Raw genomic sequence first — 26,224 nt, forward strand, 5'->3', positions numbered from 1 at the left:
GGAACAGCCCGTGACAACGACCTCCCCCGAACCCGGGAACCGGGACACCCCCCGCCCCGCACCGGAACCCGCCGCCCCGCATTCCTCCCCGCCGGCCCCACCGGGCGGCACCGCGCGCGGCCCCCTCTTTCGCTCCGCGGCGGGTGAGCCCGGTACGCTCACCGCCGTGCCACACGCTGATCAGTCCCAAACCACTCAGAAGGGCCAACCCGTGACATTCCCCGGGCCGCCCCGGCCGGCGCGGGTCACCGCCACACCCCTCGCGGAACTCGCCGGTCAACTGGGTACCACCGTGCCGCAGCGGACCGCCGACGTCACGGGCATCACCCACGACTCGCGCGCGGTGCGCCCCGGCGACCTGTACGCCGCCCTCCCCGGCGCCCGCGTGCACGGCGCCGAGTTCGTCGAACAGGCCGCGGGCCTCGGCGCGGTCGCCGTGCTCACCGACCCGAGCGGCGCCGAACGCGTCGCCGCGGCCGGACTGCCCGCCCTGGTGGTCGACGACCCCCGCGCGGGCATGGGCGAGCTGGCGGCCACGATCTACGGCCATCCGGGCCGCGACCTGCTCCAGATCGGCATCACCGGTACCTCCGGCAAGACCACCACCGCCTACCTCGTCGAGGGCGGCCTGAGGACCGTCCGCAGCACGGGGCTGATCGGCACCGTGGAGATGCGCATCGGCGACGAGCGCATCAAGTCCGAACGCACCACGCCGGAGGCCACCGACCTCCAGGCCCTGTTCGCCGTCATGCGCGAACGCGGCACCGACGCGGTCGCCATGGAGGTCTCCAGCCACGCCCTCGTCCTGGGCCGGGTGGACGGCTGCGTCTTCGACATCGCCGTCTTCACCAACCTGAGCCCGGAGCACATGGAGTTCCACTCCGACATGGAGGACTACTTCGCGGCCAAGGCGCAGCTGTTCACCCCGCTGCGCAGCCGGCTCGCCGTGGTCAACACCGACGACGAGTACGGCCGCCGCCTCACCAAGGAGGCCGGCGTCCCCGTCGTCACCTACTCCGCCGAAGGGCACCCCGACGCCGACTGGCGCGCCGAGGACGTCGAGGTCGGCCCCACCGACTCCACGTTCACCGCGATCGGCCCCGGGGGCGAGCGGGTCACCGCCCGGTCGCCGCTGCCGGGCCCCTTCAACGTGGCCAACACCCTCGCCGCGATCGTCGCCCTCGCCGCCGCAGGACTGGACCCGCAGGCCGCCGCGGACGGTGTCGCCGCCGTCCCCGGTGTGCCCGGCCGCCTGGAACGCGTGGACGTCGGCCAGCCGTACCTCGCGGTGGTCGACTACGCCCACAAGACCGACGCCGTCGAGTCGGTGCTGCGCGCCCTGCGCAGGGTCACCGAGGGCAAGGTCCACGTGGTGCTCGGCTGCGGCGGAGACCGGGACGTCACCAAGCGCCCGGCGATGGGTGCCGCGGCGGCCCGGCTCGCCGACACCGCCGTACTGACCTCCGACAACCCCCGCTCCGAGGACCCCCTCGCGATCCTCGCCACCATGCTCCGGGGCGCGGCCTCCGTGCCCGCCCACGAGCGCGGCGAGGTGCAGGTCTTCGAGGACCGGGCCGCGGCGATCGCCGCGGCCGTCGCCCGTGCGCAGCCCGGCGACGCCGTGCTGGTCGCCGGCAAGGGCCACGAGCAGGGGCAGGACATCGCCGGGGTGGTGCGTCCCTTCGACGACCGCCAGGTACTTCGCGAAGCTATCCAGCAGACCCAGGGATGAACTTGTGATCGCCCTCTCCCTCGCCGAGATCGCAGAAGTCGTCGGCGGGCAGACGTACGACATACCGGATCCGTCCGCCCCGGTCACCGGGCCGGTGGTCCGGGACTCACGGGAGGTGGTGCCGGGCAGCCTGTTCGTCGCCTTCGCCGGTGAGCGCGTGGACGGCCACGACTACGCGGCCGCGGCCGCCCGGGCCGGTGCGGCCGCCGTGCTCGCCTCCCGGCCCGTGGGGGTGCCCGCGATCGTCGTCGAGGACGTCCAGAGCGCGCTGGGCGCCCTCGCCCGGCACGTCGTACGGCGTCTGGGCGCCACCCTCGTCGCACTGACCGGCTCGGCCGGCAAGACCAGCACCAAGGACCTCATCGCGCAGGTGCTGCGGCGCAAGGCGCCGACCGTCTTCACCCCCGGCTCCCTCAACAACGAGATCGGGCTGCCGCTGACCGCGCTCACCGCCACCGGGGAAACCCGTTTCCTCGTGCTGGAGATGGGCGCCCGCGGAATCGGCCACATCCGCTACCTCACCGGCCTCACCCCGCCGAAGATCGGCCTGGTGCTCAACGTGGGCACCGCGCACATCGGCGAGTTCGGCGGCCGGGAGCAGATCGCCCGGGCCAAGGGCGAACTCGTCGAGGCGCTTCCCGAGGACGGCACCGCGGTCCTCAACGCGGACGACCCGCTGGTACGGGCCATGGCGTCCCGCACGAAGGCGAAGGTGCTCCTCTTCGGGGAGAGTGACGAAGCGGACGTTCGGGCCGAGAACGTGCGACTCATGGACAGCGGACAGCCCTCGTTCAGGCTTCACACACCCTCCGGTGCAAGCGATGTGACCATGCGCCTGTACGGTGAGCACCACGTGTCGAACGCGCTCGCCGCGGCCGCCGTCGCCCACGAGCTGGGCATGTCCGCAGACGAGATCGCACTCGCGCTCTCCGAAGCGGGCTCCCTCTCCCGCTGGCGGATGGAGGTCACCGAGCGCCCGGACGGCGTGACGGTCGTCAACGACGCCTACAACGCGAACCCCGAGTCCATGCGAGCCGCCCTGCGCGCGCTCGCGGCCATGGGCAAGGGACGCCGTACGTGGGCGGTGCTCGGCAAGATGGCCGAGCTCGGGGACGAGGCGCTCGCCGAGCACGACGCGGTCGGACGGCTCGCCGTCCGGCTCAACGTCAGCAAGCTCGTCGCGGTCGGGGGCAGGGAAGCCGCCTGGCTGCAACTGGGCGCATATAACGAGGGTTCGTGGGGTGAGGAGTCGGTGCACGTGTCCGACGCACAGGCGGCGGTCGACCTGTTGCGCAGTGAATTGCGCCAGGGAGACGTCGTTCTCGTGAAGGCGTCCCGTTCGGTCGGTCTCGAGAGCGTGGCGCAGGCGCTGCTCGCGACCGCTGCCGAGGGTGAGGTCGTCGCCCGATGATGAAGCAGATCCTGTTCGCAGGAGTCATTGGCCTCTTCCTGACGCTGGTCGGCACCCCGCTGCTGATCAAGCTGCTCGCACGCAAGGGGTACGGGCAGTACATCCGGGACGACGGCCCGCGCGAGCACGCCAGCAAGCGCGGTACGCCGACGATGGGCGGTATCGCCTTCATCCTGGCGACGGTCGCCGCGTACTTCCTGGCCAAGGTGATCACGGTCTCCCTGGACCCGGAGGCCGACGCGTCGCCGACCTTCTCGGGCCTGCTGGTGCTCGGCCTGATGGTGGGCATGGGCATCGTCGGCTTCCTGGACGACTACATCAAGATCGTCAAGCGGCGTTCGCTGGGGCTGCGGGCCAAGGCGAAGATGTCCGGCCAGCTGATCGTCGGTATCGCCTTCGCCGTGCTCGCCCTGCAGTTCGCGGACAACCGCGGCAACACCCCGGCGTCCACCAAACTGTCGTTCATCACCGACTTCGGCTGGACCATCGGCCCGGTGCTGTTCGTCGTCTGGGCGCTGTTCATGATCCTCGCGATGTCGAACGGCGTGAACCTGACGGACGGTCTGGACGGCCTGGCCACCGGGGCCTCCGTCCTGGTCTTCGGCGCCTACACCTTCATCGGTGTCTGGCAGTTCCAGGAGTCCTGCGCCAACGCGCAGGCCCTGACCAACCCGGGTGCCTGTTACGAGGTGAGGGACCCCCTGGACCTGGCGGTGGTCGCCTCCGCGCTGATGGGATCCTGCCTCGGCTTCCTGTGGTGGAACACCTCGCCGGCCAAGATCTTCATGGGAGACACGGGATCGCTCGCGCTCGGCGGCGTCCTCGCCGGCCTCGCGATCTGCTCACGCACCGAGCTGCTGCTCGCCATCCTGGGCGGCCTGTTCGTCCTCATCACCATGTCGGTGGTCATCCAGGTCGGCTCCTTCCGGCTCACCGGCAAACGCGTCTTCCGCATGGCACCGCTCCAGCACCACTTCGAACTCAAGGGGTGGTCCGAAGTCCTTGTCGTGGTCCGCTTCTGGATCATCCAGGGCATCTGCGTGATCGTCGGACTCGGCCTCTTCTACGCGGGATGGGCAGCGGACAAGTGACCGCACCAGGTACATCGCAGTCCCCGGAGCCCTACCGGTTCCGGGGCAGGCACATCACCGTCGCCGGGCTCGGCGTCTCCGGCCTCCCGGCGGCCAGGGCGCTGCACGGCCTCGGCGCGCACGTCACGGTCGTCAACGACGGCGACGACGACCGCGCCCGGACCCAGGCGGCCGAACTGGAAGAGCTCGGCATCACCGTCCGCCTCGGTGAACAGGCCGCGAGCACCCTCCCCGAGGGCACCGAACTCGTCGTCACCGCACCCGGCTGGAAGCCCGGCAAGCCGCTGTTCGCCGCCGCCGAACAGGCCGGCGTCCCCGTCTGGGGCGACGTCGAACTGGCCTGGCGGCTGCGCGGCCAGGACGCCCCGCCCTGGCTCGCGGTCACCGGCACCAACGGCAAGACCACCACCGTCCGCATGCTCGCCTCCATCCTCGAGGCGGCCGGCCTGCGCACCGCGGCCGTCGGCAACATCGGCGTCTCGCTCCTCGACGCGGTGCTCGGCGACGAGCCCTACGACGTGCTCGCCGTGGAACTGTCCAGCTACCAGCTCCACTGGTCCTCCTCGGTGCGCGCGCACTCGGCGGCGGTGCTCAACCTCGCCCCCGACCACCTCGACTGGCACGGCTCCATGGAGGCGTACGCCGCCGACAAGGGCCGCGTCTACGAGGGCAACCGGATCGCCTGCGTCTACAACGCCGACGCCACCGACAAGCCGTCCACCGAGGACCTGGTCCGCGAGGCCGACGTCGAGGAGGGCTGCCGCGCCGTCGGTTTCACCCTCGGCACCCCCGGCCTCTCCCAACTCGGCGTCGTCGACGGGATCCTGGTCGACCGCGCCTTCGTCGAGGACCGGCAGGGCAGTGCCCAGGAGCTCGCCGAGGTCGCCGACGTCGACCCGCCCGCCCCGCACAACATCGCCAACGCCCTTGCCGCCGCCGCCCTCGCGCGCGCCTACGGGGTGCCGGCCGCGGCCGTGCGGGACGGGCTGCGCGCCTTCACCCCGGACGCCCACCGCATCGCGCATGTCGCCGACGTGGACGGGGTCGCCTGGGTCGACGACTCCAAGGCGACCAACACCCATGCCGCGCAGGCCTCGTTGGCGGCCTACGAGTCGATCGTGTGGATCGCCGGCGGACTCGCCAAGGGCGCCGCCTTCGACGAACTGGTCGCCGGCTCGGCGAAGCGGCTGCGCGGCGCCGTCCTGATCGGCGCGGACCGCGCGCTGATCCGCGAAGCCCTGGCGCGACACGCACCGGAAGTACCCGTGGTGGACCTCGCCCGGACCGACACTGGGGCGATGCTCCAGGCTGTCCAGGAGGCGAAGCGGCTCGCCCGGCCCGGCGACACGGTGCTGCTGGCCCCGGCCTGCGCCTCGATGGACATGTTCGCCAACTACAACAGGCGCGGTGAGGCGTTCGCACAGGCGGTGCGCGAACTCGGTGCCTGACCCGGCCGCCTGCGCCGGGCGACCTTGGGAGGGACGCGTGGGACCGTCGAGGCACTCGAGGCACTCGAGGCACCATGGGGCGCACAACGGAGGCCGTCATGCCCGCTAGCCGCACCGGACGGCCTCCCGTGCAGCGGGCGCCCCGCCGCCCCGCCGTGCCCCGGCCCGCCCGCGAGAACCCCCTCCGGGCCCTGCACACACGGGCGTACAAGGCCTGGGACCGGCCGCTGACCGCCTACTACCTGATCCTCGGCGGCAGCGCGCTGATCATCGTGCTCGGCCTGGTGATGGTCTACTCGGCCTCCCAGATCACCGCGCTGCAGATGTCGCTGCCGGGCTCGTACTTCTTCCGCAAACAGCTTCTGGCCGCCGGCATCGGGGCCGTGCTGCTGCTCGCCGCCTCCCGGATGCCGGTGAGACTGCACCGGGCGCTGGCCTACCCCATCCTCGCGGGCGCCGTCTTCCTGATGGTCCTGGTGCAGGTGCCGGGGATAGGGGTGGCGGTCAACGGCAACCAGAACTGGATCGCCCTCGGCGGCTCCTTCCAGCTCCAGCCCAGCGAGTTCGGCAAGCTCGCCCTGGTGCTGTGGGGGGCCGACCTGCTCGCCCGCAAGCAGGAGAGGCGGCTGCTGTCCCAGTGGAAGCACATGCTGGTGCCGCTCGTGCCGGCCACCTTCATGCTGCTCGGGCTGATCATGCTCGGCGGGGACATGGGTACGGCGATCATCCTCACCGCGATCCTCTTCGGCCTGCTCTGGCTGGCCGGGGCGCCCACCCGGCTGTTCGCCGGCGTGCTGACCGCCGCCGCGCTGATCGGCGCGCTCCTCATCAGGACCAGCCCGAACCGCATGGCGCGGCTCGCCTGTCTCGGCGCCACCGAACCCCAGGCCGGCCCTGTCGACTGCTGGCAGGCCGTGCACGGGATCTACGCCCTCGCCTCCGGCGGGATCTTCGGCTCGGGGCTCGGTGCGAGTGTGGAGAAATGGGGCCAACTGCCAGAAGCCCACACCGACTTCATCTTCGCCATCACCGGTGAGGAACTGGGCCTGGCGGGGACGCTGTCGGTACTCGCCCTGTTCGCGGCTCTAGGCTATGCGGGTATCCGCGTGGCCGGACGCACGGAGGACCCCTTCGTGAGGTATGCCGCGGGAGGCGTGACCACCTGGATCATGGCCCAGGCCGTGATCAACATGGGTGCGGTCCTCGGGCTGCTCCCGATCGCCGGTGTCCCCCTCCCGCTGTTCTCCTACGGAGGTTCCGCCCTGTTGCCGACCATGTTCGCCATCGGGTTGCTGATCGCCTTCGCGCGTGACGATCCCGCTGCGCGGGCGGCGCTTGCGATGCGGCAACCCCGCTTTGGTAGAAAGCGGGGCGGGGGTCCCCAGCGGCCCCGCAGATGGAACACGATGCGACGGCGCGCCACGGCGGCACGCTCGTCCGGAGAGCGGTGAATTTCGGTGCATGTCGTACTCGCCGGCGGAGGAACCGCGGGCCACATCGAGCCCGCGCTCGCCCTCGCGGATGCCCTGCGCAGGCAGGATCCGTCCGTGGGCATCACGGCCCTGGGCACGGAACGCGGTCTCGAGACACGTCTGGTACCCGAGCGCGGGTACGAACTGGCGCTGATCCCCGCCGTGCCGCTGCCACGCAAGCCCACCCCCGAGCTGATCACCGTCCCGGGCCGGCTGCGCGGCACCATCAAGGCGACCGAACAGATCCTGGAGCGCACCAAGGCGGACGCCGTGGTCGGCTTCGGCGGCTATGTCGCCCTGCCCGGCTACCTCGCCGCCAAGCGGCTCGGTGTGCCGATCGTCATCCACGAGGCCAACGCGCGCCCCGGCCTGGCCAACAAGATCGGTTCCCGGTACGCGGCCCGCGTCGCCGTGTCCACCCCGGACAGCAAACTGCGTGACGCCCGCTACATCGGGATCCCGCTGCGCCGCTCCGTCGCCACCCTGGACCGGGCCGCCGTACGGCCCGAGGCCCGCGCCGCGTTCGGGCTCGACCCCAACCTGCCCACGCTGCTGGTCTCCGGCGGCTCCCAGGGCGCCCGCAGGCTGAACGAGGTCGTCCAGCAGGTCGCGCCGCGGCTGCAGCAGTCGGGCATCCAGATCCTGCACGCGGTCGGCCCGAAGAACGAACTGCCCCAGGTGCAGCAGATGCCGGGAATGCCCCCCTATGTCCCGGTAGGTTACGTGGACCGGATGGACCTCGCGTACGCCGCGGCCGACATGATGCTCTGCCGCGCGGGCGCGATGACCGTCGCCGAACTCTCCGCCGTCGGGCTCCCGGCCGCCTACGTCCCGCTGCCCATCGGCAACGGTGAACAGCGGCTGAACGCCCAGCCGGTGGTCAAGGCCGGCGGCGGACTCCTGGTCGACGACGCGGAGCTGACGCCGGAGTGGGTGCAGCGGAACGTGCTGCCGGTGCTGGCCGACCCGCACCGGCTGTACGAGATGTCCCGCGCCGCCGCCGAGTTCGGCCGCAGGGACGCCGACGACCTCCTCGTCGGCATGGTGTACGAGGCGATCGCCGCCCGCGGACAGCGGTAGCGCGGCGCGATCCGCCGGGCAGGCCTGTAGGGGTGTAGGACGGAAGGCAGGGTTCGTGGCCGGATCGACGACCGCCGAGCGCGGTGAACGCCAGCGGAAGCCGTCCGGCCCGCCGCCCGTGCGGCGGTGGGGGCGGCGGCATCTTCGTCTGCTCGTCATCCTGGCGGTCGCCCTGGTCTTCCTCGGCAGTGGCACGTTCTGGCTGCTGTACGGGTCCGATCTGGCCCGGGTGGAGCGGGTGTCCGTGTCCGGCACCCGGGTCCTGGGGCCCGAGGAGGTGCGCGAGGCCGCCGATGTCCCCGTCGGAGACCCGCTGGCCGCGGTGGACACGGACACGATCGCCGCCCGGCTCCGCGAGGAGCTGCCCCGGATCGGCACAGTTGACGTGGTCCGTTCCTGGCCGCACGAGATCGGGCTGGAAATCACCGAGCGGGTGCCGGTTCTCCTGGTCGAAAAGGGCGGCGAGTTCACCGAGATCGACGATGAAGGTGTCCGGTACGCCACGGTTTCCAAGGCGCCCCGAGGGGTTCCCCGGCTGGAATTGGACGTGCGCCGCAGCGGCACCACGGCCGCGAGTCTGCGCCGCTTCGGCGAGAGCCGCCTGGTGCGCGAGGCGGTACGGGTCGCGCGGGAGGTGCCGGACGCCGTCGCCCCTGCCACGCGGAGCGTCGAGGTCCGTTCCTACGACGACATCTCGCTGGGACTGACGGGCGGCAGGACGGTCGACTGGGGCAGCGGCGAGAACGGTGCCGCGAAGGGCCGTGCGCTCACCGCTCTGCTGAAAGCGGCGCCCGGAGCACGGCACTTCGATGTGAGTGTTCCCACCGCCCCCGCCTCATCAGGGAGTTGACGTACATCAGTGCAGGTCGGCCCCCTGGTTGGGTGGTGCCATGGCTGATCACATAGGGTGAAAAGAAAAACGGGAGGTTCGGCGTGTTCGTTGAACGTGCGCCACTTGTCGACTTAGTGTCCTGTTCGGAAGACTCCAGGGAACAGGCACACTGGTAACCCTAAACTTCAACGTTAGGGTTCGGGTCGGCGATACGGACCGTCCCCATCGGCATCAGTCGTCGGACCGCGGCACGGCCGTGGGGCGGCGACACGTAACTCGAGGCGAGAGGCCTTCGACGTGGCAGCACCGCAGAACTACCTCGCAGTCATCAAAGTCATCGGTGTCGGCGGCGGTGGTGTCAACGCCATCAACCGGATGATCGAGGTCGGTCTCAAGGGCGTCGAGTTCATCGCCATCAACACCGACGCGCAAGCCCTGTTGATGAGCGACGCCGACGTCAAGCTCGACGTCGGCCGTGAACTCACCCGCGGACTCGGCGCCGGAGCCAACCCGGCCGTCGGCCGCAAGGCGGCCGAGGACCACCGCGAGGAGATCGAGGAGGTCCTCAAGGGGGCCGACATGGTCTTCGTGACGGCCGGTGAGGGGGGCGGCACCGGCACCGGCGGCGCCCCCGTGGTGGCCAACATCGCCCGCTCGCTCGGCGCTCTCACCATCGGCGTGGTCACCCGCCCGTTCACCTTCGAGGGGCGGCGCCGCGCCAACCAGGCGGAGGACGGCATCGCCGAACTCCGCGAAGAGGTCGACACCCTCATCGTCATCCCCAACGACCGGCTGCTGTCCATCTCGGACCGCCAGGTCTCGGTCCTGGACGCCTTCAAGTCGGCGGACCAGGTCCTGCTCTCCGGTGTCCAGGGCATCACCGACCTCATCACCACGCCCGGCCTGATCAACCTCGACTTCGCCGACGTCAAGTCGGTCATGTCCGAGGCCGGGTCGGCCCTCATGGGCATCGGCTCGGCCCGCGGCGACGACCGCGCGGTGGCCGCCGCCGAGATGGCGATCTCCTCACCGCTGCTGGAAGCCTCCATCGACGGTGCCAGGGGCGTCCTGCTCTCCATCTCCGGCGGCAGCGACCTCGGCCTGTTCGAGATCAACGAGGCCGCCCAGCTGGTGAGCGAGGCGGCCCACCCCGAGGCCAACATCATCTTCGGCGCGGTGATCGACGACGCCCTCGGCGACGAGGTCCGGGTCACGGTGATCGCGGCCGGCTTCGACGGCGGCCAGCCGCCCTCGAAGCGGGACAACGTCCTCGGCTCGTCCTCGGCCAAGCGCGAGGAGCCCGCCCCCGCGCGGCAGCCCGAGAGCCGCCCGTCCTTCGGTTCCCTGGGCAGCGTCACGCCCAAGGAGGAGCCGGAGCAGGCCCCCGAGCCGGTCAGTGACGCCCCGGCCGCCCAGCCGCCCGTCCCGCCGTCCCGCACCTACGCGGACAGTGCGGCCGAGGAGCTGGACGTACCGGACTTCCTCAAGTGATAGGACAGCGTGACAGCGTGCGCGGCGCGCACTTCGCCCTCACCGACCGGTGGGGCGGGGTGAGCGCCGCTCCGTATGCGGAGCTCAATCTCGGCGGGGCGGTCGGCGACGACTCCGGCGCCGTGCGCACCAACCGTGAACTGACCGCGAAGTCCCTCGGCCTGGACCCGGCCCGGGTGGTCTGGATGAACCAGGTGCACGGGGCCGACGCGGTCGTGGTGGAGGAGCCGTGGAGTGAAGGCCCCGTTCCCGGGGCCGACGCGGTGGTCACCGTGCGGCGGGGCCTCGCCCTCGCCGTGCTCACCGCCGACTGCGTCCCGGTGCTGCTCGCCGACCCCGTCGCCGGTGTCGTCGCGGCGGCCCACGCGGGCCGGCCCGGACTGGTCGCGGGCGTGGTCCCCGGCGCCGTACGGACCATGACGGAGCTCGGCGCCGATCCGGCGCGGATCGTCGCCCGCACCGGCCCCGCCGTCTGCGGCCGGTGCTACGAGGTGCCGGAGCGGATGCGCGCCGAGGTGGCCGCCGCCGAGCCGGCGGCGTACGCCGAGACGAGCTGGGGCACACCGGCGGTCGATGTGGCCGGGGGTGTGCACGCCCAGCTCGAACGGCTCGGGGTGGGCGACCGGGAGCGGTCGCCGGTGTGCACGCTGGAATCGGACGATCATTTCTCGTACCGGCGGGACCGCACCACCGGGCGGCTCGCGGGCTATGTGTGGCTGGACTGATGGGGCATGACGGACCGTAGGGAAGAAATCGCCGCGAATCTCGCGGATGTGGAGGAACGGATCGCCGCCGCGTGCGTGGCCGCCGGGCGCGGACGCGAGGAGGTGACCCTGATCGTGGTCACCAAGACCTTCCCCGCGAGCGATGTGCGGATCCTGTCGGAGCTCGGTGTGCGTCATGTCGCCGAGAACCGCGACCAGGACGCCGCCCCGAAAGCCGCAGAGTGTGCCGATCTGCCCCTCGAGTGGCATTTCGTCGGGCAGCTCCAGACCAATAAGGTGCGTTCTGTGGTCGGTTATGCCGACTTCGTGCAGTCCGTCGACCGTTCCCGACTGGTCACGGCGCTCTCGAAGGAGGCCGTGCGCACCGGGCGCGAACTGGGCTGCCTCATCCAGGTCGCGCTCGACGCCGATGAGCCTGCGGCGGGAGGGGGCCGGGGGGAGCGCGGCGGCGTGGCGCCGGGCGGCGTCGCGGAGCTGGCCGGTCTCGTCGCCGGGGCCGAAGGGCTGCGGCTGGACGGGCTGATGACCGTCGCCCCGCTCACCGGGGAGTACGCCGGGCGCCAACAGGCCGCGTTCGAGCGCTTGATGCTTTTGTCGACCGACCTGCGCGCGTCCCATCCTGCTGCGAACATGGTCTCCGCGGGGATGAGTGCGGATCTCGAACAGGCTGTTGCGGCCGGAGCGACACATGTGCGCGTCGGCAGTGCGGTACTCGGAGTCCGCTCCGGGCTCGGGTAACGTCGCCAGGAAGTCGGACCACAGTAGAAAATATGGTCATTGCCGCTGATCGGCGGACTGAGGACCTTGTGGATCGCGGGCACTTGGCGGTCGTCAGCGGATCCACCACAGAGCGGAGGGCACGGAGAATGGCCGGCGCGATGCGCAAGATGGCGGTCTACCTCGGCCTCGTGGAGGACGATGGGTACGACGGCCGCGGATTTGACCCAGACGACGACTTCGAACCCGAACTCGACCCGGAGTCCGAGCGGGACCACCGACGGCACGAGCCGTCGCACCAGTCGCACAGCGCACACGGTGCACATCAGCCCCAAAGGGACGAAGAGGTGCTGATCGCCCAACCGCCCCCGCCTCGCGAGCCGGTCGCCCGGTCCGCTTCGCTTCCCGCTGAATCGGCACGCCCGGCGCGCATCGCGCCCGTGGCATCCATCACACAAGAACGCGCCAGCCTGGAGAAGAACGCACCGGTGATCATGCCCAAGGTCGTGTCGGAACGAGAGCCTTACCGGATCACCACGCTTCACCCGCGGACCTACAACGAGGCCCGTACCATCGGGGAACACTTCCGCGAAGGCACTCCGGTGATCATGAATCTGACCGAGATGGACGACACGGACGCCAAGCGACTTGTCGACTTTGCGGCCGGTTTGGTGTTTGGTCTTCACGGCAGTATCGAGCGGGTGACGCAGAAGGTCTTCCTCCTGTCTCCTGCTAACGTCGATGTCACGGCGGAGGACAAGGCCCGTATCGCAGAGGGCGGGTTCTTCAACCAGAGCTGAGACGCAGGACCGGACAGAAGCAGGACACAGGGGAGAGGGACAAACAGACCATGAGCGTGTTCGCGCAGGTGATCTACATCGCGCTGATGGTGTTCCTCATCGTGCTCATCTTCCGTCTGGTCATGGACTACGTCTTCCAGTTCGCCCGCTCGTGGCAACCCGGCAAGGCGATGGTGGTCGTCCTGGAGGCCACCTACACTGTCACCGATCCACCGCTGAAGCTTCTGCGGCGGTTCATCCCGCCGCTGCGTCTCGGGGGCGTGGCGCTCGACCTGTCCTTCTTCGTACTGATGATCATCGTCTACATCCTGATCTCCCTCGTGGGCAGTGCGCTGAGGTGACTGTGGACGACATGGGCCTGCCGACTGCCGATGACTACGTTGAGGTGAAGAGATGCCGTTGACCCCCGAGGACGTGCGGAACAAGCAGTTCACGACCGTCCGCCTCCGAGAAGGCTATGACGAGGACGAGGTCGATGCCTTCCTCGACGAGGTCGAAGCCGAACTGACCCGCCTGCTCCGCGAGAACGAGGACCTGCGCGCCAAACTGGCCGCGGCCACGCGCGCTGCTGCCCAGAACCAGCAGAACATGCGCAAGCCTCCGGAACAGCAGGACCAGCAGCAGCAACAGCAGCAGCAACAGCAGCAGGGGCCGCCCCAGGGGATGCCCCAGCAGGGTATGCGAGGTCCCGGCGGTCCGGTGCCCGCCGGCATATCGGGCCCGCCGCAGCAGCAGATGGGTGGCCCCATGGGTGGTCCGCCCCAGCTGCCGAGCGGTGCGCCGCAACTGCCCGCCGGCCCCGGCGGGCAGGGCGGTCCGCAGGGCCCCGGTCCCATGGGCCAGGGTGGTCCGATGGGCCAGGGTGGTCCGATGGGCCAGGGCGGCCCGATGGGCCAGGGTGGTCCGATGCAGGGGCAGATGGGCCAGGGCGGCCCGATGCAGGGCCAGATGCAGGGGCAGATGGGTCATGGCGGCCCGATGGGTGGCCCCGGCGGCCCCATGGGCGGTCCTCCCGGCCTTCCCGGACAGCAGGGCGGCCCCGGCGGGGACAGCGCGGCCCGCGTGCTCTCGCTGGCCCAGCAGACCGCCGACCAGGCGATCGCCGAGGCCCGTTCCGAAGCCAACAAGATCGTCGGTGAGGCGCGTTCGCGTGCCGAGGGTCTCGAGCGGGACGCCCGTGCCAAGGCGGACGCCCTGGAGCGGGACGCACAGGAGAAGCACCGCGTCGCGATGGGCTCCCTGGAGTCCGCCCGCGCCACGCTGGAGCGCAAGGTCGAGGACCTGCGCGGCTTCGAGCGCGAGTACCGCACGCGGCTGAAGTCCTACCTGGAGTCGCAGCTGCGGCAGCTGGAGACCCAGGCGGACGACTCGCTCGCCCCGCCGCGTCAGCCCGCCGCCCCGTCGCTGCCGCCGTCCCCGGCGCCCTCCATGGCTCCGGCCGGTGCCGGTGGGCCGTCCTACGGCAGCAACCAGCAGATGGGCGGCGGTCCCGGCCAGTCCGGTCCGTCGTACGGCGGTGGCCAGCAGCAGATGCAGCCGGCGATGACCCAGCCCATGGCGCCGGTGCGTCCGCAGGGGCCGTCGCCGATGGGCCAGGCGCCCTCGCCGATGCGCGGGTTCCTGATCGACGAGGACGACAACTGACGGCCTGATGGCCATGAGTACGGCGTAGCGGCCGGCAGCGTTCAGGGCGGGGCCCCGGGTTCGAGAACCCGGGGCCCCGCCCGGGGGGTACCCGCGGTCGGGCCCGTTTCCTTGTGTTACGCGCGTTCGGGCCCTTTTGCGGTGGTTGTTCGAGACGCGGGGCAGTTGTCCGTAGGACGCGACGCCGAAGGGCCCGGGCCCTTCGGCCCGGGCCCTTCGGCGCACCGGGTGGTGCGGGGCGCGTCGGGTGCGCCGGTGCGAGCTACCCGCCGGGTCTCACGCCTTGCGGAGGCGGAAGGTCAGGGACAGTCCCCCGTCGGTGAACGGCTGCCCGTAGGCGCCGTCCGCCTCGTCCCGGACACCGCGCTCATTCACGAAGGACGTGGCCAGGACCTCGTCCGAGATCAGGCCGGAGTGTTCGGTCAGGGCCGCGGTCGTGGCGTCGTCCGTCGCCGTCCAGCGCAGGGCGATCCGGTCGGCCACGTCGAGGCCGCTGTTCTTGCGGGCCTCCTGGATCAGCCGGATCGCGTCCCGGGCCAGGCCGGCGCGGCGCAGCTCCTCGGTGATCTCCAGGTCCAGGGCGACCGTGGCACCGGCGTCGGACGCCACCGACCAGCCCTCGCGCGGGGTCTCCGTGATGATCACCTCGTCCGGGGCGAGGGTGATGGTCTCACCGTCGACCTCCACCGAGGCGGTGCCCTCGCGCAGCGCCAGGGACAGCGCGGCGGCGTCCGCGTTCGCGACGGCCTTGGCGACGTCCTGGACGCGCTTGCCGAACCGCTTTCCCAGGACACGGAAGTTGGCCTTGGCCGTCGTGTCCACCAGCGAGCCGCCCACCTCGGACAGGGACGCCAGGGACTCGACGTTCAGCTCCTCGGTGATCTGCGTGTGCAGGTCGGGGTGGAGGGCGCCGAAACCGCTCGCCGCGATCAGGGCGCGCCTGAGGGGCTGGCGGGTCTTGACGCCCGACTCCGCGCGGGTGGCCCGTCCCAGCTCCACCAGGCGGCGCACCAGCACCATCTGCTTCGACAGCTCCGGGTCGATCGCCGTCAGGTCCGCCTCGGGCCAGGAGGACAGGTGGACCGACTCCGGGGCGTCCGGGGTGACCGGCACGATCAGGTCCTGCCAGACCCGCTCGGTGATGAACGGGGTCAGCGGGGCCATGAGCCCGGTGACCGTCCCGACGACCTCGTGCAGGGTGCGCAGCGCGGCCTTGTCGCCCTGCCAGAAGCGGCGCCGGGACCGGCGCACGTACCAGTTGGACAGGTCGTCGACGAACGCGGACAGCAGCTTGCCTGCGCGCTGGGTGTCGTAGCCGTCCAGCGCCCGGGTCACCTGGTCGGTGAGCGCGTGCAGTTCGGAGAGCAGCCAGCGGTCCAGCAGCGGGCGGTCGGCGGGTGCCGGATCGGCCTCGGACGGTGCCCAGCCGGACGTGCGTGCGTACAGCGCCTGGAAGGCGACGGTGTTCCAGTAGGTCAGGAGCGTCTTGCGGACGACCTCCTGGATGGTGCCGTGGCCCACCCTGCGGGCCGCCCACGGGGAGCCGCCGGCCGCCATGAACCAGCGGACCGCGTCCGCGCCGTGCCGGTCCATCAGCGGGACCGGGTCCAGGGTGTTGCCCAGGTGCTTGGACATCTTGCGGCCGTCCTCGGCGAGGATGTGGCCGAGGCAGACGACGTTCTCGTACGACGACCTGTCGAAGACCAGGGTGCCGACCGCCATCAGCGTGTAGAACCATCCGCGGGTCTGGTCGATGGCCTCGCAGATGAACTGCGCCGGGTACCGGCTCTCGAACAGTTCCTTGTTCTTGTGCGGGTAGCCCCACTGCGCGAACGGCATCGACCCCGAGTCGTACCAGGCGTCGATGACCTCCGGCACGCGCGTGGCCGTCCTCCCGCAGCCGTCCTGCGGGCAGGCGAAGGTGACCTCGTCGATGAACGGGCGGTGCGGGTCGAGGCCCGACTGGTCGGTGCCGGTGAGCCCGGTCAGCTCGGCGAGCGAACCGACGCAGGTGAGGTGGTCGTCCTCGCAGCGCCAGATCGGCAGCGGGGTGCCCCAGTAGCGGTTGCGGGACAGCGCCCAGTCGATGTTGTTGTTCAGCCAGTCGCCGTACCGGCCGTGCTTGACCGAGTCCGGGAACCAGTTGGTGCCCTCGTTCTCCTCGAGCAGGCGGTCCTTGACGGCCGTGGTGCGGATGTACCAGGAGGGCTGCGCGTAGTAGAGCAGCGCGGTGTGGCAGCGCCAGCAGTGCGGGTAGCTGTGCTCGTAGGGGGTGTGCTTGAACAGCAGGCCGCGGGCCGCCAGGTCCTCGGTCAGCTTCTCGTCCGCCTTCTTGAAGAAGACGCCGCCGACCAGCGGGACGTCCTCCTCGAAGGTGCCGTCCGGGCGGACCGGGTTCACCACCGGCAGACCGTAGGAGCGGCAGACCCTGAGGTCGTCCTCACCGAAGGCGGGGGACTGGTGGACCAGGCCCGTACCGTCCTCGGTGGTCACGTAGTCGGCGTTGACCACGTAGTGCGCCGGCTGCGGGCCGTGCCCGTCGGCTCCCCCGTCCGCGCTCGGGAACTCCACGAACTCGAAGGGCCGCCGGTACGTCCAGCGCTCCATCTCGGCGCCGGTGAAGGTCTCGCCGGTGGTCTCCCAGTCCTCGCCGAGGGACTTGGCGACCAGCGCCTCGGCGACGACGAGCTTCTCCTCACCGTTCGTCGCGACGACGTAGACGACCTCGGGGTGCGCGGCGACCGCGGTGTTGGACACCAGCGTCCACGGCGTGGTCGTCCACACCAGGAGCGCGGCCTCGCCGGCCAGGGGGCCGGAGGTGAGGGGGAAGCGGACGTAGACGGACGGGTCGACGACCGTCTCGTACCCCTGTGCCAGCTCGTGGTCGGACAGGCCGGTGCCGCAGCGGGGGCACCACGGGGCGACACGGTGGTCCTGGACCAGCAGGTCCTTGTCGAAGATCTCCTTCAGCGACCACCAGACGGACTCGATGTACTCCGGGTCCATCGTGCGGTACGGGTCCTGGAGGTCGGCCCAGTAGCCCATGCGGGTCGTGAGCTCCTCGAAGGCGTCGGTGTGGCGGGTCACCGACTCGCGGCACCGGGCGTTGAACTCGGCGATGCCGTACGCCTCGATGTCCTGCTTGCCGGAGAAGCCGAGTTCCTTCTCCACCGCCAGCTCCACCGGGAGGCCGTGGCAGTCCCAGCCGGCCTTGCGGCCCACGTGGTAGCCGCGCATGGTGCGGAAGCGGGGGAAGACGTCCTTGAAGACGCGCGCCTCGATGTGGTGGGCGCCCGGCATGCCGTTGGCGGTGGGCGGGCCCTCGTAGAACACCCACTCGGGGCGGCCCTCGGACTGCTCCAGGCTCTTGGCGAAGATCTTCTGTTCCTGCCAGAAGTCGAGCACCGCGTGCTCGAGAGCGGGCAGGTCGACCTGGGCGGGCACCTGTCGGTACGTCGGCGTTGTCATCAGCGGGCTTCCTCCGGCGGACTTGCTGCCTTCCGTCCGGAGGGACGAGAGCTGTGTCGATCCCTGCGCCGCCGTCGGCGCGCTCCCGCGGTACCACCCTCCTTGGCTTCCCGGCGCGTCGTGCGCCGGTCGGCCCCCTCATTGGGGTCGCGATGCCGGTTCTACTCGCCGTAGCTGTGGGCTGCGGCTTTCCTCCGGCGGCTCCGGGGTGATCTTCGCGTCGCGCTCGCCCCCGGGCTCACACCGTCCCCGGGTCGCTCTGGGCTGCGTACGCCGCTACTCGTCCCCATCCACGCTTTTCGCTCCGCCCAGTGTACGGCGCGCGGCGGGCGGCGGCCGACCGGTTGTTCCGGGGGCGGCGGGTGGAGGCTCCGGGCGGGGTCGCGGCGGGCACCGGGCGCATGCCCGACGAGTCGCCCATGGGGTGGCATACCGCCGAATGGCGCGGTGCGGGTGTTCGGATTCTGCGACGTCCGACTTGGTGGCATACCCGGCGGGGAGCTGGGCACAACGCATGAAGGTCCGCCGCGCGGCGCCCGTGGGGCGGACGATCGGGCGGTGCGCCCCGTTGCCGCGGGACCCGAGTCGATTTATCGTCCCAGCACGATGCGCGCGCACGATCACAGCATGTGAAAAGGGGCCCCGGCCATGGTGGCGAAGAAGACCGCCGTACAGCAGTCGGCGTCCGGCACGGCCGCGTCCGCCGAGGAGCCCCGGGAGGGTGCGAAGACGGCGGCGAGGGCCCGGACGGGCAAGAGAGCGGCGGGGAAGACGGGGAAGGCGGGGAAGGCGGCCACGAAGCAGTCGGCCGGGAAGACCGGATCGGCGAAGGCCGCGGCGGGGAAGAGCGCGGCGGAGAAGGCCGGGGCCGGGAAGGCGAAGGCGGGGAAGGCCGCGGCGGCGAAGCCGGCGGGCGGGGCGTCCGCGGCCCGGAAGGGCGCCTCCGAAGCCGCCGCGGGCAAGAGCCCCCAAAGGAGGACGGCCGCCGCGCGCAAGGGCGGCACGGACGCAGGCACCACCAGGACCAGCGGGGGCACACAGGACACGGCCGGGCACGGCACGGCCACTGACGCGGATGCGGCCGAGGCCGCGCCGCAGACGGGAGCGACGACGGTGGGTGCTGAGAAGACTCCTGGCACGGCGACGGCGGCGAAGAGCGCCGTGCCCAAGGCGCGGATCGCGGCGGTGGAGCCCGGCGACCTCGCGGTGCGTCCGGGCGAGGACCCCTGGACACCGGAAGAGGTCGAGGGCGCACGGGCCGAACTGATGACCGAGGTGCTGAGGCTGCGCGAGGAGATCACCTCGTCCGAACGGTCGCTGGCCGGCCTGATGCGGGACTCCGGCGACGGGGCGGGCGACGACCAGGCCGACACCGGCACGAAGAACATCACGCGTGAGCACGAACTGGCGCTCGCCGCCAACGCGCGCGAGATGCTCACCCAGTACGAGCGCGCCCTGCAGCGGCTGGACGCCGGTACCTACGGCCTGTGCGAGAACTGCGGCGACCCGATCGGCAAGGCCAGGATGCAGGCCTTCCCCCGGGCCACGCTGTGCGTCGAGTGCAAGCAGAAGCAGGAGCGCCGGTACTGAGCGCCGTCGTACGCCGCCTGAGCACGAGGGACGCACGGGGTGTGCCGTACCCTCGTCCTCAGTCAGGTACCTAGGTTGAGGGACTCACGTGGCAGAGGCGGAGCGCATCATCGGTACGCCGGAAACCCCGGACGCGGACCGGGACGGGCAGGACCGTGACGAGCGGGACCGGGCCGGGCTCGACGGGGCCGATGCCCAGGGCGCGGAGGCGGAGCCGGCGGCCGGGGCGCCCCGTGGCAAGCGGCGCGTGGCCGTGCTGTTCGCCGTCGCCGTGGTCGCCTACGCCCTCGACCTGATCAGCAAGATGATCGTGGTCGCCAAGCTGGAGCACCACGAGCCGATCGAGGTCGTCGGGGACTGGCTGAGGTTCGAGGCGATCCGCAACGCGGGCGCGGCGTTCGGCTTCGGCGAGGCCTTCACCGTGATCTTCACGCTGATCGCGGCGGCGGTGATCGTGGTGATCATCCGGCTGGCCCGCAAGCTGTACAGCCTGCCCTGGGCGATCGCGCTGGGCCTGCTGCTCGGCGGCGCCCTCGGCAACCTCACGGACAGGATCTTCCGCTCCCCGGGAGTCTTCCAGGGCGCGGTCGTCGACTTCATCGCGCCCAAGCACTTCGCCGTCTTCAACCTGGCGGACTCGGCGATCGTCTGCGGCGGCATCCTGATCGTCCTGCTGTCCTTCCGGGGCCTCGACCCGGACGGGACCGTCCACAAGGACTGAGCAGGACCCGGAGCGCGCGTACGGAGTCGCCGGACCGGTCCGGCATACTCGACGGGTGAGCACGATTCCCGAGATCCGAACCCTGCCCGTGCCCGACGGACTGGAGGGCGAGCGCGTCGACGCCGCCATCTCCCGCATGTTCGGCTTTTCCCGGACCAAGGCGGCCGAACTCGCCGCCGCGGGGAAGGTCACGGTCGACGGATCGGTGGTCGGCAAGTCGGAGCGGGTGAGCGGGGGCGCCTGGCTCGAGGTGGAGATGCCGCAGGCGCCCGCCCCGGTGCGGGTGGTCGCCGAACCCGTCGAGGGCATGGAGATCGTGCACGACGACGACGACGTGGTCGTGATCGCCAAGCCGGTCGGCGTCGCCGCCCACCCCTCGCCGGGCTGGACCGGACCGACCGTGATCGGCGGTCTCGCCGCCGCCGGGTACCGCATCTCCACCTCCGGCGCCGCAGAGCGCCAGGGCATCGTGCACCGCCTCGACGTCGGCACCTCCGGTCTCATGGTGGTCGCCAAGTCGGAGTACGCGTACACGTCGCTGAAGCGCCAGTTCAAGGAGCGCACGGTCGACAAGCGCTACCACACCCTGGTCCAGGGCCACCCCGACCCGACCAGCGGCACCATCGACGCCCCCATCGGGCGGCATCCGAACCACGACTACAAGTGGGCGGTCACCGCCGAGGGCAAGCCCTCCGTCACGCACTACGACCTCGTCGAGGCCTTCCGCGCGGCCTCCCTCCTCGACGTCAAGCTGGAGACCGGCCGCACCCACCAGATCCGCGTGCACATGGCCGCCCACCGGCACCCCTGCGTCGGCGACCTGACCTACGGTGCCGACCCCACGCTCGCCAAGCGGCTCGGCCTCACCCGCCAGTGGCTGCACGCCGTACGGCTCGGCTTCGAGCACCCCGGCGACGGCCTGTGGGCGGAGTTCACCAGCGACTACCCCGAGGACCTGCGCCAGGCGCTCGACCTGGTCCGTGAGGAGACCTACGCGTGAGCCACCCGTACGCGGTCCGCGAGGCGGTGGAGCCCGGCGACCGCCAGGCGTGCTTCGCGGTGCGCAAGGAGGTCTTCGTGGCCGAGCAGGGCGTGCCCGAGGACCTGGAGTACGACGCGTACGACGCCGGCGCCGTGCACGTGCTCGCGGCCGGCGAGGACGGCTCGGCGCTCGGCACCGGACGGCTGCTGCACGGCGAAGCCGCCGCGGCGAAGACCGGTGGCGACACCTCGGTCGGGTCCCTCGGGCGGCTCGCGGTGACGCGTCGGGCGCGGGGGCTCGGTGTCGGGGCCGCCCTGGTGCGGGGCATCGAGGAGGCGGCCCGCGCCCGCGGTCTCACCGCCGTCGACCTGCATGCGCAGACCCACGCCCTGGGGTTCTACGAGCGGCTGGGATACGTGGCGTACGGGCCGGAGTTCCCGGACGCGGGGATGCCGCACCGGGCCATGCGGCGCGCTCTGTGACCGGCGGGGCTCCGTAGCCGGACGTGCTCCGTGGCCGGGTGCCGCGCCGGCTCGATGTGCGCGGTGTGCGGTGAGTTCGTGTGGCGGCGCGGCGTTCTGTTCGTAAGGTCGGGGTATGACGCGGAACGTGGTGATCAGCGGGGGCGGTACGGGGATCGGGCTGGCGGCGGCACGGGTGTTCGCCGCCGACGGGGACCGGGTGCTGCTGCTCGGGCGCCGGAGGGAGGTCCTGGAGCGGGCCGCGGCCGAGGTGCGTGGCGCCGGGGTGTACGCCGCCGACCTCGCCGATCCGGCCGCCGTGCGGGGTGTCGCCGGTCACGTCGGCCGGGAGTTCGGGGCCGTCGACGTGCTGATCCACAGCGCCGGTGGCAACGGTCTGCTCGAGCACCGGGCCGGTGCGGACGATCCTCTCGACGCACTCGCCCGCCACTGGACGGTCAACTTCCGGCTCAACCTGATGACCGCCGTCCTGCTCACGGAGGCACTGAGGGAGCGGCTCGCCGAGCCCGGCGGGCGGGTGCTGTTCCTCAGTTCCATCGCCGCCTACCGGGGCTCCGGACAGGTCGCGTACGCGGCGGCCAAGGCCGGGCTGCATCCGTACGCCCACGACCTCGCCCGGAAGCTGGGGCCGCACGGGATCACGGTGAACGTGGTCGCGCCCGGTTACATCGAGGACACCGCGTTCTTCGGCGACGGCATCGACGGGGAACGGCGGGCGGAGCTGGTCGCCGAGACCGCCGACGGGCGGGCCGGGACGCCCGGGGACGTGGCCGCCACCCTGCACTGGCTGGCCTCCCCGGGCGCCGCACACGTCACCTCGCAGATCATCCAGGTCAACGGCGGCGCCGAACGCGGTCACTGAGGCGCCGTCAGGACTCCTGTGCCGTGTCCCGGGTGCTGCGGGCGGCCGATTCGCCGTCCGGAGGGCCGGAGGGGCCGGGCAGACCGGGAGGGCGGGTGATGCCGGCGGCACCGCCGGGGGAGTGGTGGTTCCTGTCGAGGACCGGTGCCGGATCGGCCGGAGCGGTGCTGAACCGGGGCAGGGCGTAGGGGTGCTGCTCGGCCAGCCAGCGGATCATCTGCTCGCGGACCTCCACCCGTACCGTCCAGATGTCGTTCGCGTCCTTGGCCGTCACGAGGGCCCGCACGTGCATGCTGCTGGGCGTGGTGTCCGTGACGGTCAGGTTGTAGGCGCGGCCGTCCCAGGCCGGGCACTCGCGCAGGATGTCGCGCAGTCGCTCGCGCATCGCGTCCAGCGGGGCCCGGTGGTCGAGGTGCCAGTGGACCGTGCCGGTCATCTGCGGGCTGTCCCGGGACCAGTTCTCGAACGGCTTGGAGGTGAAGTACGACACCGGCATGGTGATCCGGCGCTCGTCCCACGTGTTCACGGTGAGGAAGGTCAGGGTGATCTCCTCGACCGTGCCCCACTCGCCGTCCACCACGACCGTGTCGCCGATGCGCACCATGTCGCCGAAGGCGATCTGCAGCCCGGCGAAGAGGTTGCTGAGCGTGGACTGGGCGGCGACACCGGCGACGATGCCGAGGATGCCCGCCGAGGCCAGCAGTGAGGCACCGGCCGCGCGCATGGCGGGGAAGGTCAGCAGCATCGCGGCCACCGCCACCACTCCGACGATCGCCGAGACGACCCGCCGGATCAGCGTCACCTGGGTGCGCACCCGGCGGACCCTGGCGGGGTCGCGTTCACGGTGGACGTTGGCGTACCGGGTGTACGAGGTCTCGACGACGGCCGCCGCGATCCGGATCACCAGCCAGGCGGCCGACCCGATCAGCACCAGCGTCAGCACCCGCTCGACGGTGGTCCGGTTGCCCTCGAACAGCTCCGCCTCGCTGAACGAACCTCTCAGCAGGGCCGCGCAGATGAGCAGCTGGTAGGGGATGCGGCCGCGCCGGAGCAGCCCCCACATGGGGGTCTCGGGGTGCCGGGCGTCGGCCTTGCGCAGCAGTCGGTCGGTGGCATAGCCGAGCGTCAGGGTGAGCACGACCGAGCCGCCGAACACGACCAAGGGGCGGAGCACGTCTTCCATGTCCCCGAACCTAACCGCCCTCGGACGGAGTGAACATGTGACATCCGCTGCGTCGTGGGTACGGCCCGGTACGGCCCGTGCCGCGGTCCGGCGCACCGGCGGACACCGGCCGGCGTACCCGGCTGGCACCATGGGCGTCATGAACATCATGCTGTTTCACTCGACCTACGGCCCGCGGCCCGCGGTGTCCGCGGCCGCGGACCGGCTGCGTGCCGCCGGACACGAGGTGTGGACGCCCGACCTCTTCGAGGGCCGTACGTTCGACACGGTCGAGGAGGGCATGGCCCACCAGGAGTCCATCGGCCGGGACGAGTTGCTCAGGCGGGCCGTGCTCGCCGCCGCGCCCTACTCGGAACGGGGGCTGGTGTACGCCGGGTTCTCCTTCGGTGCCTCCGTCGCCCAGACGCTGGCCCTCGGCGACGGCAGGGCGCGCGGGCTGCTGCTCCTGCACGGCACTTCGGACATCGCGGCGAACGCGACGGTGGACGGCCTGCCGGTGCAGCTCCACGTCGCCGAGCCGGATCCGTTCGAGACCGACGACTGGCTGAGCGCCTGGTACCTGCAGATGGGCCGCGCCGGAGCCGACGTCGAGGTGTACCGGTACGCCGGGGCGGGCCACCTCTACACCGACCCCGACCTGCCGGACCACGACGAGGAGGCCTCCGAGGCCACCTGGCGGGTGGCGCTCGGCTTCCTCGGGACGCTGGAGAACGACTGACGAGGACAACCGCCCGAGGTCAGACCGGGCCGTCGGCGCGCTCGACCTGCTGGGTGCCGTCGAGCGTCCGGTAGGAGCGCGCCCACCGGGAGGTGGCGGCCGGGTCGGTGCGGCTGGAGATCACGTAGTAGTCCATCTGCGCCCGCGTGGACGTGATGTCCAGCACGCCGTAGCCGTGGCGGTCGGTGTCGACCCACCGGACGTGCCGGTTGGTGGTCCTGATCAGCGGGGAGGCGATCGTGGTGACGGTGCCCTCGGGGACGGTGACGGCGTCGTCGAGGTTGTCCGAGGTGACCGAGGTCACGACGAACTCGGCGGCCGCCGAGCCGGAGGCCGGGTACGTGCCCGCGTTCACCGGCACGTCGTTGGCCCACGCCATGTGGATGTCGCCGGTGAGGAAGACCGTGTTGCGGATCGCGTTCGTCCGCAGATGGGCGAGGAGTTCCCGGCGGTCGTCGGTGTAGCCGTCCCACTGGTCGGTGTTGAGGGCCAGGCCCTCCTGCGGCAGGCCGAGCAGCTTGGCGACCGGCTTCAGCAGACCGGCGGGGAGCGCGCCGAGCGCGAGTGGCGAGATCATCACCGAGGTGCCGACCAGCCGCCAGGTGGTGTCGGACGCCGACAGCCCCGACTTCAGCCAGTCGAGCTGGGCGCGGCCGGTGAGCGTACGGTCCGGGTCGTCGACGTCTCCGTCGCCCACGGAGACCTGCTGGGAGCGGAAGGAACGCAGGTCCAGCAGCGAGAGGTCGGCGAGCCTGCCGAAGCGCAGCCGCCGGTAGGTGGTACCGGTGATCGCGGGACGTACCGGCATCCACTCGAAGTAGGCGCGCTTGGCGGCGGCCTGACGTGCGGCCCAGGTGCCCTCCTCGCCCTCGGTGTGGTTCTCGGCGCCGCCGGACCAGGTGTCGTTGGCGATCTCGTGGTCGTCCCAGATCGCGATGACCGGCGCCTCGGCGTGCAGCGCCTGGAGGTCGGGGTCGGTCTTGTACGAGGCGTGCCGGACGCGGTAGTCGGCGAGGGAGACGATCTCGTGGGCGGGCGCGTGCGCGCGGACGGTCCTGCCGCGCGTGCCGTACTCGCCGGAGGCGTACTCGTAGATGTAGTCGCCGAGGTGCAGCCAGGCGTTGAGGTCGCCGCGGGCCGCGAGGTGGCGGTACGCCGAGAAGTGCCCGGCCTCGTAGTTGGAGCAGGAGACCACGCCGAAGCGCAGACCGGTCACGGTGGCGTCGGCGGCCGGGGCGGTGCGGGTGCGGCCGACGGGGGAGTCGGTACCGCCGGCGGAGAAGCGGAACCAGTAGTCGGTGGCCGGCGCGAGGCCGCGGATGTCGGCCTTGACGGTGTGGTCGGTGGCCGCGGTGGCGCGGGCCGAGCCCTTCGCGACGACGGTGGTGAACGCCTTGTCCCGGGCGACGCTCCAGACGACCTCGGTGTCGGGGCCGATTCCCGAGCCGGGTACCGACTCCGCCGTCGGCGTCACGCGTGTCCACAGCAGGACGCCGTCCGGCAGCGGGTCGCCGGAGGCCACACCGTGCAGGAAGACGGGGGCCGCGGCGGTGGCGGCGCGGGCGGGCGGCGCGGCGGTGAGCGGTGCGGCGAGGACCGCGCTCGCGGCGGCCGCCTTGACGACCGACCGGCGGCGGGGGGACGGGACGCCGGTGTCCGCGCCGGCGGGGGCCGCGGCGGCGTCGGCCGGGGCGGGTGCGGTGCTCTCGGATGATCCGTGTCGAGTGGTCACAGCCGATCAGGCTACTGACAGGTGCATGCCAGAGCGGGCGAAC

General features: G+C 71.6%; 22 protein-coding genes. 19 read left to right on the forward strand and 3 right to left on the reverse strand.

The genetic code is table 11. The features are described 5' to 3' along the window. The first annotated feature begins 211 nt into the window (after positions 1-211). The 13 genes from ORI94_RS02775 (at position 212) to ORI94_RS02835 (ending at position 14,443) form a co-directional block, all read left to right on the forward strand. Positions 212-1,732 carry a UDP-N-acetylmuramoyl-L-alanyl-D-glutamate--2,6-diaminopimelate ligase gene (locus ORI94_RS02775; protein ID WP_266072073.1) on the forward strand — a complete coding sequence of 507 codons (1,521 nt, stop codon included), beginning with the start codon at positions 212-214 and terminating at the stop codon, positions 1,730-1,732. Between the two features lie 4 nt (positions 1,733-1,736). After that, the gene (locus tag ORI94_RS02780; protein ID WP_266072074.1) at positions 1,737-3,143 is read left to right on the forward strand and encodes a UDP-N-acetylmuramoyl-tripeptide--D-alanyl-D-alanine ligase; all 1,407 of its coding nucleotides are present in this window, start codon (positions 1,737-1,739) and stop codon (positions 3,141-3,143) included. Continuing rightward, positions 3,143-4,234, forward strand: a complete 1,092-nt coding sequence (mraY, locus tag ORI94_RS02785; protein ID WP_042165950.1) for a phospho-N-acetylmuramoyl-pentapeptide-transferase — start codon at positions 3,143-3,145, stop codon at positions 4,232-4,234. Before ORI94_RS02780 ends, mraY begins: the two co-directional genes overlap by 1 nt. After that, positions 4,216-5,682 (forward strand): UDP-N-acetylmuramoyl-L-alanine--D-glutamate ligase, encoded by a 1,467-nt coding sequence (gene murD, locus ORI94_RS02790; RefSeq protein WP_266072075.1) that lies wholly within the window; start codon positions 4,216-4,218, stop codon positions 5,680-5,682. The genes mraY and murD overlap by 19 nt, the downstream gene beginning before the upstream one ends. A 98-nt stretch (positions 5,683-5,780) precedes the next feature. Further along, positions 5,781-7,133, forward strand: a complete 1,353-nt coding sequence (ftsW, locus tag ORI94_RS02795; protein ID WP_266072076.1) for a putative lipid II flippase FtsW — start codon at positions 5,781-5,783, stop codon at positions 7,131-7,133. Positions 7,134-7,139: 6 nt separating this feature from the next. Further along, positions 7,140-8,234: an undecaprenyldiphospho-muramoylpentapeptide beta-N-acetylglucosaminyltransferase gene (gene murG, locus ORI94_RS02800; RefSeq protein WP_266072077.1), complete on the forward strand. Its 1,095-nt coding sequence runs from the start codon at positions 7,140-7,142 to the stop codon at positions 8,232-8,234. A gap of 55 nt (positions 8,235-8,289) precedes the next feature. Next, complete coding sequence (locus ORI94_RS02805) at positions 8,290-9,084, forward strand: cell division protein FtsQ/DivIB (protein WP_266072078.1); 795 nt, start codon at positions 8,290-8,292, stop codon at positions 9,082-9,084. Positions 9,085-9,363: 279 nt separating this feature from the next. Further along, on the forward strand, positions 9,364-10,557 hold the full coding sequence (gene ftsZ / locus ORI94_RS02810) for a cell division protein FtsZ (protein WP_266072079.1): 1,194 nt from the start codon (positions 9,364-9,366) through the stop codon (positions 10,555-10,557). After that, positions 10,554-11,282, forward strand: a complete 729-nt coding sequence (gene pgeF / locus ORI94_RS02815; protein ID WP_266072080.1) for a peptidoglycan editing factor PgeF — start codon at positions 10,554-10,556, stop codon at positions 11,280-11,282. Before ftsZ ends, pgeF begins: the two co-directional genes overlap by 4 nt. A 6-nt stretch (positions 11,283-11,288) precedes the next feature. After that, on the forward strand, positions 11,289-12,020 hold the full coding sequence (locus ORI94_RS02820; RefSeq protein ID WP_266072081.1) for a YggS family pyridoxal phosphate-dependent enzyme: 732 nt from the start codon (positions 11,289-11,291) through the stop codon (positions 12,018-12,020). Positions 12,021-12,148: 128 nt separating this feature from the next. After that, a complete protein-coding gene (locus tag ORI94_RS02825; protein ID WP_266072082.1) occupies positions 12,149-12,799 on the forward strand; it encodes a cell division protein SepF in 651 nt (216 codons plus the stop codon). 50 nt (positions 12,800-12,849) lie between these two features. Then, positions 12,850-13,140, forward strand: coding sequence for a YggT family protein (locus tag ORI94_RS02830; protein WP_109383520.1), 291 nt, complete (start codon positions 12,850-12,852; stop codon positions 13,138-13,140). A gap of 52 nt (positions 13,141-13,192) precedes the next feature. Then, positions 13,193-14,443, forward strand: a complete 1,251-nt coding sequence (locus ORI94_RS02835; protein ID WP_266072083.1) for a DivIVA domain-containing protein — start codon at positions 13,193-13,195, stop codon at positions 14,441-14,443. 276 nt (positions 14,444-14,719) lie between these two features. Here ORI94_RS02835 and ileS read toward each other — a convergent pair whose 3' ends face one another. Beyond that, on the reverse strand, positions 14,720-17,911 hold the full coding sequence (ileS, locus tag ORI94_RS02840) for an isoleucine--tRNA ligase (protein WP_266072084.1): 3,192 nt from the start codon (positions 17,909-17,911) through the stop codon (positions 14,720-14,722). Positions 17,912-18,559: 648 nt separating this feature from the next. Here ileS and ORI94_RS02845 point away from each other — a divergent pair. The 5 genes from ORI94_RS02845 (at position 18,560) to ORI94_RS02865 (ending at position 22,548) form a co-directional block, all read left to right on the forward strand. Next, complete coding sequence (locus ORI94_RS02845; RefSeq protein WP_266072085.1) at positions 18,560-19,501, forward strand: TraR/DksA family transcriptional regulator; 942 nt, start codon at positions 18,560-18,562, stop codon at positions 19,499-19,501. Between the two features lie 88 nt (positions 19,502-19,589). Next, complete coding sequence (gene lspA / locus ORI94_RS02850) at positions 19,590-20,222, forward strand: signal peptidase II (RefSeq protein WP_266072086.1); 633 nt, start codon at positions 19,590-19,592, stop codon at positions 20,220-20,222. 55 nt (positions 20,223-20,277) lie between these two features. Further along, on the forward strand, positions 20,278-21,222 hold the full coding sequence (locus ORI94_RS02855; protein ID WP_266072087.1) for an RluA family pseudouridine synthase: 945 nt from the start codon (positions 20,278-20,280) through the stop codon (positions 21,220-21,222). Continuing rightward, positions 21,219-21,686, forward strand: a complete 468-nt coding sequence (locus tag ORI94_RS02860; protein WP_266072088.1) for a GNAT family N-acetyltransferase — start codon at positions 21,219-21,221, stop codon at positions 21,684-21,686. Before ORI94_RS02855 ends, ORI94_RS02860 begins: the two co-directional genes overlap by 4 nt. A gap of 115 nt (positions 21,687-21,801) precedes the next feature. After that, positions 21,802-22,548: an SDR family NAD(P)-dependent oxidoreductase gene (locus tag ORI94_RS02865; protein WP_266072089.1), complete on the forward strand. Its 747-nt coding sequence runs from the start codon at positions 21,802-21,804 to the stop codon at positions 22,546-22,548. A 7-nt stretch (positions 22,549-22,555) separates the two neighbouring features. Here ORI94_RS02865 and ORI94_RS02870 read toward each other — a convergent pair whose 3' ends face one another. Beyond that, positions 22,556-23,731: a mechanosensitive ion channel family protein gene (locus ORI94_RS02870; RefSeq protein WP_266072090.1), complete on the reverse strand. Its 1,176-nt coding sequence runs from the start codon at positions 23,729-23,731 to the stop codon at positions 22,556-22,558. A gap of 139 nt (positions 23,732-23,870) precedes the next feature. Here ORI94_RS02870 and ORI94_RS02875 point away from each other — a divergent pair, with 139 nt between their 5' ends. Next, entirely contained in the window at positions 23,871-24,449 is a 579-nt protein-coding gene (locus tag ORI94_RS02875) for a dienelactone hydrolase family protein (protein ID WP_266072091.1), read from the forward strand. Between the two features lie 19 nt (positions 24,450-24,468). Here the strand turns inward: ORI94_RS02875 and ORI94_RS02880 are convergent, their stop codons facing one another. After that, positions 24,469-26,181 (reverse strand): alkaline phosphatase D family protein, encoded by a 1,713-nt coding sequence (locus tag ORI94_RS02880; RefSeq protein ID WP_266072092.1) that lies wholly within the window; start codon positions 26,179-26,181, stop codon positions 24,469-24,471. Positions 26,182-26,224: the final 43 nt, after the last annotated feature.

The organism is Streptomyces sp. NEAU-W12, assembly GCF_026242095.1.
Taxonomy (GTDB): domain Bacteria; phylum Actinomycetota; class Actinomycetes; order Streptomycetales; family Streptomycetaceae; genus Streptomyces.

Bases quoted from the DNA above. Each gene is read 5' to 3' on its own strand.
- ORI94_RS02830 (WP_109383520.1), top strand. From the start codon at position 12,850: ATGAGCGTGTTCGCGCAGGTGATCTACATCGCGCTGATGGTGTTCCTC.
- ftsW (WP_266072076.1), top strand. From the start codon at position 5,781: ATGCCCGCTAGCCGCACCGGACGGCCTCCCGTGCAGCGGGCGCCCCGC.
- ORI94_RS02845 (WP_266072085.1), top strand. From the start codon at position 18,560: ATGGTGGCGAAGAAGACCGCCGTACAGCAGTCGGCGTCCGGCACGGCC.
- ORI94_RS02870 (WP_266072090.1), bottom strand. From the start codon at position 23,731: ATGGAAGACGTGCTCCGCCCCTTGGTCGTGTTCGGCGGCTCGGTCGTG.
- murD (WP_266072075.1), top strand. From the start codon at position 4,216: ATGGGCAGCGGACAAGTGACCGCACCAGGTACATCGCAGTCCCCGGAG.
- ORI94_RS02875 (WP_266072091.1), top strand. From the start codon at position 23,871: ATGAACATCATGCTGTTTCACTCGACCTACGGCCCGCGGCCCGCGGTG.
- mraY (WP_042165950.1), top strand. From the start codon at position 3,143: ATGAAGCAGATCCTGTTCGCAGGAGTCATTGGCCTCTTCCTGACGCTG.
- ORI94_RS02820 (WP_266072081.1), top strand. From the start codon at position 11,289: ATGACGGACCGTAGGGAAGAAATCGCCGCGAATCTCGCGGATGTGGAG.
- ORI94_RS02865 (WP_266072089.1), top strand. From the start codon at position 21,802: ATGACGCGGAACGTGGTGATCAGCGGGGGCGGTACGGGGATCGGGCTG.
- ORI94_RS02825 (WP_266072082.1), top strand. From the start codon at position 12,149: ATGGCCGGCGCGATGCGCAAGATGGCGGTCTACCTCGGCCTCGTGGAG.
- ileS (WP_266072084.1), bottom strand. From the start codon at position 17,911: ATGACAACGCCGACGTACCGACAGGTGCCCGCCCAGGTCGACCTGCCC.
- ORI94_RS02835 (WP_266072083.1), top strand. From the start codon at position 13,193: ATGCCGTTGACCCCCGAGGACGTGCGGAACAAGCAGTTCACGACCGTC.